The organism is Pelagibaculum spongiae, from assembly GCF_003097315.1.
GTDB classification, from domain to species: Bacteria; Pseudomonadota; Gammaproteobacteria; order Enterobacterales; family Pelagibaculaceae; genus Pelagibaculum; species Pelagibaculum spongiae.
Genome location: NZ_QDDL01000002.1, coordinates 373,021 through 387,196 on the forward strand (window position 1 = coordinate 373,021; position 14,176 = coordinate 387,196).

The 14,176-nt window shown below is 42.5% G+C and carries 9 protein-coding genes; 4 read left to right on the forward strand and 5 right to left on the reverse strand.

The features are described from left to right. Complete coding sequence (locus DC094_RS07620) at positions 1 to 4,233, reverse strand: PilC/PilY family type IV pilus protein (RefSeq protein ID WP_116686523.1); 4,233 nt, start codon at positions 4,231 to 4,233, stop codon at positions 1 to 3. 825 nt (positions 4,234 to 5,058) lie between these two features. Between DC094_RS07620 and folE the strand changes: the two genes are divergently transcribed. From folE to DC094_RS07635, 3 genes are all read left to right on the forward strand, one after another. After that, the gene (gene folE, locus DC094_RS07625) at positions 5,059 to 5,613 is read left to right on the forward strand and encodes a GTP cyclohydrolase I FolE (protein ID WP_116686524.1); all 555 of its coding nucleotides are present in this window, start codon (positions 5,059 to 5,061) and stop codon (positions 5,611 to 5,613) included. A 7-nt stretch (positions 5,614 to 5,620) separates the two neighbouring features. Next, positions 5,621 to 5,977, forward strand: coding sequence for a dihydroneopterin triphosphate 2'-epimerase (folX, locus tag DC094_RS07630; RefSeq protein ID WP_116686525.1), 357 nt, complete (start codon positions 5,621 to 5,623; stop codon positions 5,975 to 5,977). Between the two features lie 111 nt (positions 5,978 to 6,088). Beyond that, complete coding sequence (locus tag DC094_RS07635; RefSeq protein WP_116686526.1) at positions 6,089 to 8,158, forward strand: carboxy terminal-processing peptidase; 2,070 nt, start codon at positions 6,089 to 6,091, stop codon at positions 8,156 to 8,158. A 43-nt stretch (positions 8,159 to 8,201) separates the two neighbouring features. Here DC094_RS07635 and DC094_RS07640 read toward each other — a convergent pair whose 3' ends face one another. From DC094_RS07640 to DC094_RS22690, 3 genes are all read right to left on the reverse strand, one after another. Next, positions 8,202 to 11,036, reverse strand: a complete 2,835-nt coding sequence (locus DC094_RS07640) for a bifunctional diguanylate cyclase/phosphodiesterase (RefSeq protein WP_116686527.1) — start codon at positions 11,034 to 11,036, stop codon at positions 8,202 to 8,204. A gap of 10 nt (positions 11,037 to 11,046) precedes the next feature. Then, on the reverse strand, positions 11,047 to 11,520 hold the full coding sequence (locus tag DC094_RS07645) for a hypothetical protein (protein ID WP_133245496.1): 474 nt from the start codon (positions 11,518 to 11,520) through the stop codon (positions 11,047 to 11,049). A 113-nt stretch (positions 11,521 to 11,633) separates the two neighbouring features. Beyond that, entirely contained in the window at positions 11,634 to 11,759 is a 126-nt protein-coding gene (locus DC094_RS22690) for a hypothetical protein (RefSeq protein ID WP_255420877.1), read from the reverse strand. Here DC094_RS22690 and DC094_RS07650 point away from each other — a divergent pair. Next, a complete protein-coding gene (locus tag DC094_RS07650) occupies positions 11,745 to 12,110 on the forward strand; it encodes a SirB2 family protein (protein WP_158527253.1) in 366 nt (121 codons plus the stop codon). The genes DC094_RS22690 and DC094_RS07650 overlap by 15 nt on opposite strands. 15 nt (positions 12,111 to 12,125) lie before the next feature. Here the strand turns inward: DC094_RS07650 and DC094_RS07655 are convergent, their stop codons facing one another. Then, a complete protein-coding gene (locus DC094_RS07655) occupies positions 12,126 to 14,123 on the reverse strand; it encodes an EAL domain-containing protein (protein WP_116686530.1) in 1,998 nt (665 codons plus the stop codon). Between the last annotated feature and the right edge of the window lie 53 nt (positions 14,124 to 14,176).

A 14,176-nucleotide genomic window follows, 5' to 3' on the forward strand; every position in this document is an offset into this window, starting at 1 on the left:
TTATTCTCCTTCAATCCAGAAGGTTCTCTGGCCAAGAGGTCCAAAATCAAGATCATCAAGTACTTTCTCACCACCGACAAGCACTACAGGGTCACCCCCATCAGGAAACAAGACAGTCGGCGCCGGAGGGATTACTTGACTAGCTAACGACAGCCGACGATCATCAGTATCCGGTGCGATAGATAGATCTCCATCTACATCGATAACTGGCGCCCCGGTATCAACACTAAAGGCATAGATTCTTGATGTACCACTTCCAGCAGAGCAACTAATTGCTGAGGCAGATGGTTCATAGGTAGTAAATAATACTTGGTTATTGACAGTTCTTGCTTGTGACAGCGCCTTCTCCCCATCGTCTTCAAGCTGAATATAAAAACCTTTTGTAGTGGCAGCATTTAAGTTTGCACTGCTGCTTTCTGTTCCTTTTCCGATCAAATTATCTGTTGCATCATACAGAGTAGATTCAGTTAAAGTTGCCGGATATGTTGAAGGAATATTAGAAACATTATTATCGCGAATAATATATAACCGGTCATTTACCACATCATCCAAAGGATGGCTTCTCCAACCAGAACCGATCGAAAGTGTTAATCGATTATTGTTCAAAGAAACATCTGGCGCATAAAAGAATCTACGGTTATTTGCTGCTGTAGTGCCCGATACACTTGCCATTATATGACCCGTTACCAACGTTGACGCTGGCTGGCCATTTTTAATATCAAACCGCCAAACCTGCCCCCCCATATCACCAAAATAAATTCGGTCAGCTAAACCATCAGCAGAAGTGTCTAACACTGATAATTTAGATGGTATAGAATAATCCATTCCAGTGAACGTTTGCGTCATACCAGCCGCACTAGCAGAACCACCAGCCCAAAGCTTATCTCCAGTTTCAGCATCCACAATATAAATTGCACGCCCTTGACCATCAGCTGACTTAGTTGTCGCAGTATCTTGAGAAGTGTCGTAACCCGCGCCAAAAATTAATACATCTTTAGTTTCTGTACCAATAAGGATTTTGGTAATAATCGGCTGCGACCAACTCTGTCCTATTTCAGTATAATCACCAACGCCGCCTGAAATCCGCCACATATGAGCAGGAGCAGATCTATTAGTCACATCCAGTGCGTAGTAGTCATTACCACCACGCCGTAACCCGAAATATAAATAAGCCCTATCAGCTGCCCCGGAAATTACTCCATTATTATTTCCATCTACAACCCAACTAGTAATCTGACCATCTACACCGTATGGAATAGAATCTCCTATCTGGTTTTCTTTTAATATTTTTAATTTAGAGAGTAATCCATTAGGTAAATATGAAAAATGCTCGGTACCGTCGTCTGCATCAAATGCATGCAATAAACCATCATTAGTTCCGACAAAAATTGATTCGTCATTTTCACCATAACTAATTACGACTGGCTCGCCATGCAACGGTGCACCTATATAAGGCCTGATATCGCTAGTAGACGTGTCACTATCAGCATCATTAACATCAATACCTCTAGCCCAGCGAAGAATATCTGATCTATCCGCAGCGTCATCTGCTCCTAATGCTGCGATAGTAATCGTCGAATTATTTTCAGAAATAGTATTACTAGCATCAGAAAGAGCATCGCTAGAAATCCTAGAGTAAACCTTCCTTCCAGTTAGTGATAACTCACCACTTGCACCGCCTAAAGTTACTTCATTGCCATCAACGCTATCGCTCCAATAACTTTTACTGGTCGCTCTGAAAAAACCTGTCGATGCATCCATTGCTTCATTGCCATTAGCATCCGCTATCTCACCAGTAGCTGAATCAACTCGATATTTTTTTAAATTTCCTAGCCATTGAGGGCGGTCATCCGGGCGGAATAAACTGAAGTACAAATCTTCATTATGAGAAAGGCGACTAAATTGATTAACTGAAATACCTGCGCCGGCAAATGCTGCGCCAGTAGTAGCAACTCCACCGATGATCTGTTCAAATACATCAACTAATGCATCCGCTTCTGATTCAGCAAAATAAGAACCTAATCCAGCTGCAGCTAAACCACTTAAATAAGTACTGCTAAAATCAAACCCAACGGTAAAAGTTCGAACAACCTGCATACCAGTTTCGCTAGATGATTGGTCAGTTGTTGCCATATACGAAAGCAATTGGCTGCCACATACACCACCACCAGATCCGGTACAAGCATTACCCCCGCCAACCAAGGCCTGTATATCAGCTTGGCTATTATTTATCCCTGTTGGTGCTCCATCGGTAATTAAAACGTTATAGCTTTGCTGGCATTGATGTGCGATAGGTGAAATGTACGCTGGACTTCCAGAAATTAATTCATTAGCACAAGCAATATTATTTAAATCATCTGCAGAGCAGCCTGCAGGCTGGGTTAATGTACCGCCAGTATATGACGCAGGATGCGACACCCGGAAGAAGCGTTTCTCATCTGCTATTGCAGGTGTTCCTTCTTCAGTCTCACTATTACGCGTTTTACCAAAACCTACAGGGCCACCAGACCAATATTGCTGCGCTTCATAAAACGTTTCAACAATTGGTGTGCCTTCATTTAAATTATCTGAATTAATATTACTAACAATTTGTTTTAATCTTTGTCGAACTGTTGTCGTTTCAGGATCATTCGTTCCTTTAAAACGTACAGTTAATCTAGGCCTTACTGCAGCGCTTACCGAACTGTAAATACGATTTCCTGTTGTAACATTTGGAGATAATATCAAGGATAAACTGTTTCCACTTGCCCAGCCAGATCGAGAAACAACCGCTTCAACGACACTCTCTAAATCAGGACTTACATGACTTTCACCACCTACTGTTTGGTTAGGAAGATCCCAGGTCACGCTACTACTCGTTGTTGAACGGTTAGAAATAGTGGCTATGGATGCATTAATAAATCCTGCTGAATTATCGGTATTTTCCCCCTTAATTATTACCGATGCAGCTGAAGTACCTTTAGAGGGGCATGCAGAAGGATCAATAATAACGCATTCAATTCCATAGTTTGGATCAATCGCCTGCTCATCAACTGGCAAAGCATCAAAACTGGTCACCAACCTTAAATCACTGGATACAATATCAGTACCCTGGGGAATTGTTACATTTTGAAATCTAAAGCCCAATATCGAATTTGTGTTTCTACCTTCATCTCTGGGTGTATTCAAGCTGCCATCTGAAGAATGAACATAACCATTAGCTTCGGATGCATTAGAAGAGCTAACATATTCTTCAGCGTCATCAGGTTCATTTACACCATAAAAGACCCTTTCAATTTCCTGGCAACCCGTAGCCCCAGATCGGTCATAGGTTATATCCAAGCTAGGCTCAAAAGCATCATTCGCGTTAAATGAAATCAATTCTCTTAAATCTGATCCCGCATCAATTTTTATAAATACCGCAATATCATTTCCACCACACCAACCCGAATCATTAATTAACGACTGAATATTGGTGGTAATTGAGGGTGACGTGACCGCTTGTGTAGTAGACCATTCTTCTGTTGACGGCACAGACCAATCAGGGCCTGACCCTGATGCCCAGCGCGTAGCCATTGCTGTACCTCCCTGCGAACCATCAGGAAGATCATCAGGCGTTGGATCTTGCTCAATACGAATTTGGTAAGTAGTTTCTACGCTGGTTGTTGTTGATGTGCCAGCATGAAAAACTAGCTCTGCTGCATTGATTGTAGCTCCCTGAGGAACCGCAACATTTCTGAAAACCAGACCAATTTGCCGCTCATATTGCGTAAGCCCAGGAGCTCGAGCTAATGTTGTTGAAGAACTCGATGCGAAATTTGATGCGATTATAAATGCTTCAGTGTCGTCAGCACCGGTCTGAATAGGCGTTGTAACAAGTTGGCCACCAGACCCACCACCACAATTCCCTTCTATATCACAAGCCAGCGCATCAACATCTGCCACCGGAAACAATATAGCCCCACCAGGATTGGTAAAGCGCATTATCCCCATATTAACGTCAGCAGATGCATCCAAGATGGTATCAAGTGCGTCTTTAAGTATATTTAAGCGGGATCTCATCAATGAATCGGTAACAACCGTTTCAGTCATGGATTTTGATGTGTCCAGAATAATTAATACATTAGGATTTACCGAAGAGCTACTTTGAGTAAAAACTTCAGTATCATCTGCCATTACTGCCGAAATCAGCAACGCTGTCAGTAGAAAACTTGCAGCGGTAGATCTGGATAATTTTAGAATAACCTGCAACATCAGCCTTCCTCCGTGACGGCAAAAAGATGTCCCTAATCACCGAAAGCATAGAAGTGCTGCAAGCAAAATGACTCTGTCTGACCATTTTTTTTTATGTTTGCCGTCATTCGGTGTTAAAACACCGATCAACGAAGAAGCCATTGAAAAATAAGCAATAAAAAAGCCGCAGTGCGGCTTGATTAGATTACTTCGAACTTAAATTGCAGCTAGCCCATCCTTGGGCACTTTGTTTAAAAGTTCTGCATCCTGCAGATACTGCTTCTGGCCAATGTGCACATCCTGTGCTGCGGCATCCTGCCGATTTGTCCAAGAACATCCTGTCCCAAGCATCCTGCTGTTAGCGCTTCCTGCGCCTATGGTCTTCCTGTTCTTCCTTGATAGTACATCCTGTACCTAGTAAACCAGTCGCTTCATGCGAAACACTTCCTGTGTTTATGCTTCCTGCACTCAGACTTACTATTTCTTCCCTGACGGCTAGCGTCCTGCCAACCGCTATTGATGAATTTAGCAAAGAACTGGATTACAACAAGCTGTCATAATTTAGAAACTTTCCAGCAAGGTAGTACAGATCATTCAGCTAGCACACAAAAAATCATAAATAACAACAGGTTAAATAATAACCTTCAATAAAAAGACAACCGAGATGACTTTAAAATTTATGATATTTATCACAAACAGGGTGCAATGACTGGCAAACACAATGGTCAATGTCGCAAGCCACCTTTTAGCCCATCTTAAACTGGCCAAAAGTTCCTGTTGCGGTGCTTTATGTTAGTCTTGGCGCAAAAGAACACCGCTTAGACCCTTCTGCTTAAGGAATTAGAAATGACCGACCAAATTGCTGATCACTACCTGAAAATCCTTTCAGCCATTGGAGAAGATACAACTCGCGATGGATTAAAGGATACTCCCCAGCGTGCTGCAAAGGCCTTTAAGTATTTAACCAAGGGTTATGATCAATCACTGGATGAAGTGGTAAATGGTGCTATTTTCGAATCTGACAATGATGAAATGGTAATTGTCAGAGATATCGAACTCTATTCGATGTGTGAACACCACCTATTACCATTCATTGGCAAGGCTCATGTTGCCTATATACCCACGGGTAAAGTAATTGGTCTTTCCAAGATTGCTCGAATCGTTGACATGTTTGCCCGTCGCCTGCAAATTCAAGAACAGTTAACCAAACAAATTGCTGACAGCATTATGTCAGTGACTGGTGCCAGGGGCGTTGGTGTCATAGTCGAAGCTAAACACATGTGCATGATGATGCGTGGCGTTGAAAAACAGAACTCATCCATGACTACATCTATGATGACCGGATTATTCAGAACCGACCCACGCACCCGCTCGGAGTTCTTAAAACTAACTAACCGGTAAAATAATAATGATCAGGGTTAAAATTCAAAATTTGCGACTGCGTACTTATATTGGATTCAATGAAGCCGAACAAAAAAACCGGCAAGATGTAGTTATTAATATTGAATTTTGTTACCCGAAGAATGATGCTCGTTTTAGCGATGACGTAACCGATGCGGTCAATTATCGAACCATTAGTAAACAGGTGATTACACTGGTAGAAGATGGTCGCTTTATGCTGCTGGAAAAGCTATGCCAGAGTATTCTTGATCAGGTTCAGGACAATCCTGGTATCACCAGCGCCCGAGTTGAAGTTGAAAAGCCTCATGCTCTCAGGTTTGCTGATTCCGTATCAGTTGCCCTTGAATACCAGAATCAGGCTTGACAGCCAGCGACTGCCGGGCAAGATTGAATTCTTTGCCCGGCATGCAGTCTTACAGTTTCATCCAGCCTTGCTATCCTGTAACTCAGGCTCTGAAGCTCAGGAACCCTTTCTATGATAAAACGCTCTCTGCTCCTCGCAGCTGTAATCTTTTCCAGCTTGCCTGTATTAAGCCAGGCCAAGCCGCTTGATATCGATGACTGGGTCAGCGATTTAAAGCCAAACCAGCGCTATTCTCAGTCCAGCCGGGAAGTGCTCCAGCTATTACGTCGCAATCATTTTGTAAATTTTGATCTTGATGACAAACTTTCTCAGCAAGCATTCGACGCTTACATCAAATCACTCGATGGCAGCCGTTCGTACTTTCATCAGAATGACATCAAGCAATTGTCAGCCTGGAGAAGCGAGCTAGATAATCAGCTCAGTCGAGGAAAGCTCGAACCCGCCTTTGAAATATTTAACCGTTATCGCAGACGCGTTGCTGAAAGACTGATTTTTTCGATTGATCTATTAGAAAACCAGTTCGATAAAATCGATTTCAAAAAAGATGAATCTTTAGTCATCGACCGATCAGAAGCCCCATGGGTTGCCAATAAATCTGAACTGCAAGATATCTGGCGCAAGCTGATTAAAAATGACATTTTGAGCTTGAAGCTATCTGGAAAGAAAAATAGTGAAATTCCAGAGCTATTAACCAAGCGCTATAAAAATCAATTAAAAAATAACAAACAATATCGAAGCGACGACGTCTTCGGCACTTTTATCAATGCCGTTACTCAAAGTGTCGATCCCCACACCAGCTATATGTCACCACGGCAATCAGAGCAATTCGACATCAGCATGAGTCGATCGCTGGAAGGCATTGGTGCCGTTCTTCAAAAAGACAACGAATTCACTAAGGTTATCCGGCTAGTTACTGGCGGTCCTGCAGATAAAGCCGGTGAATTAAAGCCAGGCGATAAAATCATTGCTGTCGGCCAAGGTAACGACGGTAAATTAATCGACGTAATTGGCTGGAGATTGGATGACGTTGTTCAGTTAATTCGTGGCAAGCGAAATACCATTGTTAGCCTACAAGTTACTGGCAGTGATACTACCCAGCCTCCCAAGCAAATTAATATTACGCGTAAAAAAGTTGAACTCGCAGACCAGATAGCCAAGAAAAAAATTATCACCGTCACTGGCGATGATAATCAGCAATACAAAATTGGCGTGATCGACGTTCCCACCTTTTATCACGATTTTGAAGCTTATAGAAAGGGTGACCCAAACTACCGAAGCACCACCCGCGATGTTCGCCGTCTACTCAACGAACTAAAGAAAGAAAAGGTTGATGGTTTAATTGTTGATCTTCGAAATAACGGCGGCGGATCACTAAACGAAGCCAACAGTCTTACCGGTTTGTTTATCCCTAAAGGCCCGACCGTTCAAATCAAAACCGAAAATGGTCGCGTGGAACAGCTACAAGATAACGATCGCAATGAAATCGCTTGGCGCAATGGCATGGCAGTATTAGTTAATCGGTTAAGTGCTTCTGCTTCTGAAATATTTGCCGGTGCGATTCAAGATTACAATCGCGGCTTGATTATTGGTGGCCAAACATTTGGCAAGGGCACCGTTCAACGGCTTGAACCATTAAAGAGCGGTACTTTGGGTCGGTTAAAACTCACCAATGCAAAGTTCTATCGTATCTCTGGTGATAGCACTCAGCACCGAGGCGTTTTACCTGACATAGCTTTCCCATCATTGTTTGATAAAACTGAAGTCGGTGAAAGCTCTCTGCCTTACGCACTGCCTTGGGATAGAATTAATCATTTATATTATATAAAACAGCCTCCACTGAAGCCTTTATATAGCCTGCTAAATAAAAAACATGAATCTCGAGTCAATGACGACCCAGATTTTCAGTATGTAGTTAACTTCATAGAATATGATCACAAACAGCGTAATCGGAAAGTATTATCACTAAATGAAAGCCAGCGGCAGACTGAAAGTGATTCTCGTACCGACTTCCAGCTTGAGTTAGAAAATACTCGACGCTCTGCTTTAGGTTTGAAAACACTAAAAACTATTGATGACATTGATAAAGATGATGACCGAGATCCTTACTTAAAAGAAACCGGTAATATTTTGGTCGACATGATTATTTTACAACGGCAACAATTCGCTGCGACCAATTCGTAAATATTTCATGTTAAAATAAAAACCCGCTAATTAGCGGGTTTTTTTATGCAATATTAGCGTCATCTGCAATTAACGATTGAAGACTATATCGGCATATAGGTGTTGGCTGAGGCCTACCGATATAATAGCCCTGCACATAATCTACTCCAATCTGTCGAAGCAACTCTAATGTTGCTTTATCTTCAACATATTCAGCGACTGTTTTCTTGCCGAAACCTCTGGCCACTTCCACCAACGCTCTTACCAAAGCCTGATCTTCTCGACTTGATGTGAGCTGGCGAATAAATGCCCCATCAATTTTTACATAATCTAGTGGAAGCTGCTTGAAGTAATAAAATGAAGAAAAACCAACTCCGAAGTCATCTAGCGCGAACTGACAACCAAGCGCGTTGATCGCTTCCATCATTTCTCTTGCAGATTCGATATTAGCTACTGCAGCAGTTTCTGTTAATTCAAAAATTAAACGCGAAGGATTTATCGATAACCGTGCCATTTCTTTTTTTAACAACGGCAGTAATTCAGGGTCTTGAATTGAATGCGCAGATAAATTAAGCGCAAGCCGTTTCGGCTCATCATATTTTCCTAGCCAATCTAGCGCTAGCTTTAACATATAATGATCCAGTTTACTGATCAGGCCACTTTGCTCTGCAGCAATAATTAAAGGCCCCGGAGGAAGAATTTGCCCATTTTCATCTTTAACTCGCATGAGTGCTTCGTAATGCAAAGGCAAATGACTAGCCAACGGCAGTATCGGTTGGAAATACAACATGATCCGATTTTGTTCCATCGCATTATGTAGTTTTTCTTTCCAAAACATTCTTTGTTGAATTTGTTCACGGCCCTGCTCACGGTGGTCAAATAAATGCCAGCGACCTCGCCCATTATGCTTAGCCTGATACATTGCAATATCAGCATGCGACATTAAATCTTGCACCGTTTCCCCATGCTGAGGAAACATCACAACACCAAGGCTACAAGACACTCTCAATTGAGGCCCCGCTTCAATCTGCTCGATGCCTTTAAGTATTTCTTCTGCAGTTTGCCCAGCGGCAGCGATTGTTGTTTCTTGAATAACTAAAGCAAATTCATCGCCACCGAGACGAGCAATTAAATCACTTTTTTTCGATTTACTCTTTAATAAATCTGCAACCTGACGCAGCAACAAATCACCTGTGTGATGACCGCAACTATCATTAATTTCCTTAAACTGGTCTAAATCAAAAACCAGTAAAGCGCCAATATGGTTATAACGCAGTGCGATTGCTAAACATCGCTCTAACTCTTCTTCAAAACGCCGCCGATTCATTAAGCCCGTTAAACTATCGTGACTGGCTAACCAGGCAATTTCTTCGCGAGCTTGTTTGCTTTCGGTAACATCGCGGCCAATTGATAATAACTGAGCACCATCCGCCATCGCCCAGGACAACCGAACATGTTGCCAAGAGATTAAACGGTTACCCAATTGAGGATGTATTACCTGACATTCATGTTCATATTGGCTACTTTGGTCTCGTAATAAGCGTTGTAATTTACCTGGCAACATTGAATCTGGCTGAGCCATTAATTCAATAAACAAGCGCCCTTCAATCTCTTTGCTCGACAATCCTGATAGTCGCTCAACAAAATGATTCGCTTGGATAATTCGCCCTGAAGCATCTTGCGCCAGTATCGCGAAAGGTGCTGAGTCCAATATCCCGTTAATAAAACGTTTTTGTCGCTTGAATCTTTGCCTTTGCTTGGAAGCTCTGGAAACATGCCGATACAACCGGCCATGCAACAGATTCATTCGATTAGTCAACTCGTTGGCAGCACCTAACAATAGATCTGATTCATCTTTAAAAGCCCCTTGATTGGCTCGACTTTCAGTGACTCGATCTAGCAGTTCGGTTTTTCCTTTAGTTAAATCGGTAATCAGTAGCGATATTTCCGAAATTCTGGCTAAAGGCCGCCATAACAGCAAAACCAACAAAATAAGTGAAATAGATCCCGCAGCAAGAACTGTTAACAGACTCACTAGCAAGTTTTGCTTTAAGCGACCAAATTGTTCAGTGACATCGTCGATGAGCAACAACCAGCCTTCACCTTTTTCAAAGCCAGGCAGCGGGAAACGGTGGATGTTATAGGTACGATTATCTTTCCAGTAATAGCTGCCTTTATCCAAATTAGATGCTTGCGGCCATTGATGACTGACTTCCAACAATAATGGCAGGGTGTGATGCTGGTGGGTCAAGCCAATTACTGACGCTTTCCAGCTAGAGAGTTCTCGACCAGTTGCTGCAGTGTCATCTACTAGCAGCACTAAATCTTCACTGAGTGTTTGCTGTAATTCCAACACCATCGACGTTAATGGCGAACCTAATAACATGACAATTTGCCGACCATCAGGCAATAAAAGTGGTATGGCTCCATAACGAAAACAACTGGCCTGACAAGCAATCCGACTCACTACCGATTCGCTTTCAGCCGCTTGATTGAGTATTTTTTCCAATTGCTGGTTAGCCATAGAATGGCTTTCTCCGGTCCATGCGAGCAGCTGGTTTTTCCGGTCATAGACAGATAACCAACTCAGCCCCATATGAAGCTGTAGATCCATCCAGTTATTCTGCAATACATCATTTGCCGCAGAAACATCTTTGCCTAATAAATTGGAGAGGCCATCAATTTTGGCGACTAGCGGGGCAAGCTGTTGAAAATCATTTGCCGGTGCTTTAAAAATTCGCTCAGCTTGTCGCCAGCTAGCAATTAGCTTTTGTCTTTGGCTGCTATGTACTTGCTCTGACAACCGCTGATTGTGGTGATACCCCAGCACCGATGCCAAACAGAGCATCAAAACACCAGTAATAATTAAGGCCTTCCATTTGAGACTAAAAATTGGCATTAGCTAATCATCAATCCTCAGGTAGGCCGGCGAAATCGAGACTTAATACCAGCACATTCAATTCAGTTCGCTTAAGATCCTGATAACGCGCATACCCAAGTGCACCAGGCGTTTCGCTGACAAACTTCAACAATTCTTGCGGAGAAACCAGTTTTAAAGGTGGTAAACGACTGCCAGAAAGTAGCTGCCGGTCTTGTAAAAATTTCAGCTGCTGAGGATACAACCGCAGCAATCGCTTACTAAAATCTGAGTGCATCTGGCTACGATAATTCAACATAGCCAATTTAACTGGCAAACCATTCGGCCAATGACTTCGCTGCAATCCAAAAAGAGAACGAGCAGCCGGAAGGGATAGCTGAATAACTTGAGTAGATGGGTGCGCAATTACTGCTACGGGGTCTTGCGCTTGCACATATTCTTCAGCACAAACAACCAGTGGAAGCCACAGCAATGCTGCAATAAAGAGAAAGCTAGGTTTCTTCAATGCGAATTCATTATTTTTGTAATAATTAAATAAAACTTAACACAAATACATCAATAAACGAACCTTCAGCAGCATATCCGATTAGCTAGATTAACGATTATTAAACATTGATATTAATAGCCACCTACCCCTTTTGCACCAACAATCAGTTCTTTCACCGCATTATATTCATGGATATAATACGGCAAACTAACAACAAAGGCAGATTTCAAATGCAGAACATCATGCTTAGCTTCCATCTTGTTACCGTTGTACTCGCATTGTTTTTCTTATTATCTGCAACTCTGATTGCCAACAAGAAACCCGCTTGGCTAGACAACTCGCTAATGATCAAACTACCCATGCTAAATAATGGACTAGTGTTATTATCAGCGATTTTCTTATTTTTCATCTTTAAACAATATCCCTTCGTAAACGATTGGGTCACTGCAAAGCTGATTGCCCTGATATTGTTCATTGCACTTGCTGCCATTTTAATGCGCAAGAAAATTTCTGGTAAACCGGGAATGATTGTTGCAGGTTGCGCCGTCGCTTGCTGGCTATATTTATACGCCGTTGGCAAAACAATGAATCCTTGGGTTTTCTTTTAGTAATACGAAAACTCATTATTGCGAAGTTGAAGTCTGATCAAAATCGCTAATCGAACGTTCAATGCACTCGGTTAGCGGCTTTGGTTTGGCAAACAAATACCCTTGTCCACCACCCACACCGATATTCTTTAATGTTCTCCATTCGGTTTCAGTTTCTACTCGTTCACCAATAAGCGTAACGCCGAGCCCTTGGGCAATATCTACCAAGGCCTGGATAAAAAACTGGTTATCTCGATTACTCTGAATATCTTTTATATAGCTACTATCCAGTTTTAAGTAATCGACTTGAATACTGTTTAAGTAGCCAAATGGTGTAAAACCTTGACCAAAATGATCCAACGAAAAACCAACCATTGCAGAATCTATTTGCCGTTCAGTCTCTCTAAGCTCTTCAATAAAATGTCCCGCAGCATATTCTGTCAATTCAAGAAGAATACGCGGCATATTCACTCTACGCTGCAACTGTCGCTTCAGCCAATCAACAAAGCAACGATCTGCCAAGGTTTGCCCAGAAATATTAACTACAATTGGAATACTTTTATCCCAATGAACCTGCTCCAGTGTTTGTAGCAATTGGCTTATAATCAATCGATCTACTTCTGATACCAACCCCATTCGAACTGCCATCGGCATAAATACTGCTGCAGATGCCAGCTTTTCGCTGCCATCCTCTAATACCAATGGCATTCGCGCAAAAACTTCATAATGCAAAACGCTTTGTTTATTAGCAGCAATTACTGGTTGAGCCACAATCTGCAAGTTTTTCTGTTCCAGCACTCGAAGTAGTGCACTTCTCCATTGACTACTACCTTGAACTAGACTGGAATCCAGTGTTTTGGCATCGTAACTAAACCAGCCGGAAATACCTTTTAGTTGGGCAGCTCGCATTGCCATGTCGGCTTCAGACATGATTTGCGTTTCATCAGCACCTTGATTGAACCAGGCTAAGCCTATATGCAATATTTCCTGAATATCAAACCCTTCTTTAGGTTCAATAATCGAACTATTTCGAATAATTCTTTCAGCAGTTTTTGCTGCATCATCCGCACTAATATCGACCAGTAATATGGCAAATTCTGAGCCACCTAAACGTGCAGTCACTGAACGTTCTTGTGGCTTAACTGACTCTGAAATCTGGTCAGCAAGTGCAATCAATAACTGATCGCCTGCTTCCCGGCCATGGGTTTGGTTGTAGGTTGCTAACTGGTCTAATTGAATCAATAAAACACAGCCACCATCGATGGTTTCTTGTGAACCAATCACGGCAGATAATCGACTTTCCCAAAAATTAACATTACCTAAACCAGTGAGTACATCTCGATAAGCTAGCTCGCGCAGTTTCTCTGTCATTCGCACTTCTTCAGAAAGCATCTTGCGTACTTTCTGAGCCAGCATATTCATCGCACGTACAATTTGTTTAAGGTCAATGTTGTTTGGCATGTCACTACATGGAGTAAAGTCACGATCAGCAATAGCAGCAGCTTGTGCCGCAACCATTCTTAATGCTTTTAGCGATCGGTATAGCAGCAATCCTGCTAGCACACTGCCACCAATCCATAGCACCAAAAAACTAATTAGCTGCCATCTCAATAATCGCCATAACTCTGCTCTTTCCGCCACGGGCTCAAATAAAAGCTCCAGCGTTTCACCCGAAGAAAGTAAGAGCTGCTGGCTAATTTGTGGCAATCCTAGGTAGTCCCACCACCATTCTAACTGGCCAACGCCGGGACGAAGATCAACCTCTGCTAAGACCGTGCTATCTGCCTGATAAAGGCGAACACGGCTGCCGGTTAACATAGGTTCGCTGATATCAACTAACCGAGGGAGCATCGCGACGGGATCAGAGCGATGATTTAGATAACCATTTAACCACTCTAATGCCTGGTGGTCTCTTTGATAGGCTTGCTGCTGAAGAAGGGTACGTTCCAAGCGAAAATTTAATACGCCACCGATTACCAAACATAGTGCCAAGAGCATGGTAAATAACAGCGTTAACTGGCGGGACAACGACATGGCTCCTCCATGAGCCGTAACATTTCCCTAAGTGTTAACGCTAAAAGCGCCGC

Excerpts from the sequence above, each read along its gene's own strand:
- DC094_RS07620 (WP_116686523.1), bottom strand. The coding sequence starts at position 4,233 with ATGTTGCAGGTTATTCTAAAATTATCCAGATCTACCGCTGCAAGTTTT.
- DC094_RS22690 (WP_255420877.1), bottom strand. The coding sequence starts at position 11,759 with ATGGAAGCTAAGCATGATGTTCTGCATTTGAAATCTGCCTTTGTTGTT.
- DC094_RS07650 (WP_158527253.1), top strand. The coding sequence starts at position 11,745 with ATGCTTAGCTTCCATCTTGTTACCGTTGTACTCGCATTGTTTTTCTTA.
- folX (WP_116686525.1), top strand. The coding sequence starts at position 5,621 with ATGATCAGGGTTAAAATTCAAAATTTGCGACTGCGTACTTATATTGGA.
- folE (WP_116686524.1), top strand. The coding sequence starts at position 5,059 with ATGACCGACCAAATTGCTGATCACTACCTGAAAATCCTTTCAGCCATT.
- DC094_RS07655 (WP_116686530.1), bottom strand. The coding sequence starts at position 14,123 with ATGTCGTTGTCCCGCCAGTTAACGCTGTTATTTACCATGCTCTTGGCA.
- DC094_RS07635 (WP_116686526.1), top strand. The coding sequence starts at position 6,089 with ATGATAAAACGCTCTCTGCTCCTCGCAGCTGTAATCTTTTCCAGCTTG.
- DC094_RS07640 (WP_116686527.1), bottom strand. The coding sequence starts at position 11,036 with ATGCCAATTTTTAGTCTCAAATGGAAGGCCTTAATTATTACTGGTGTT.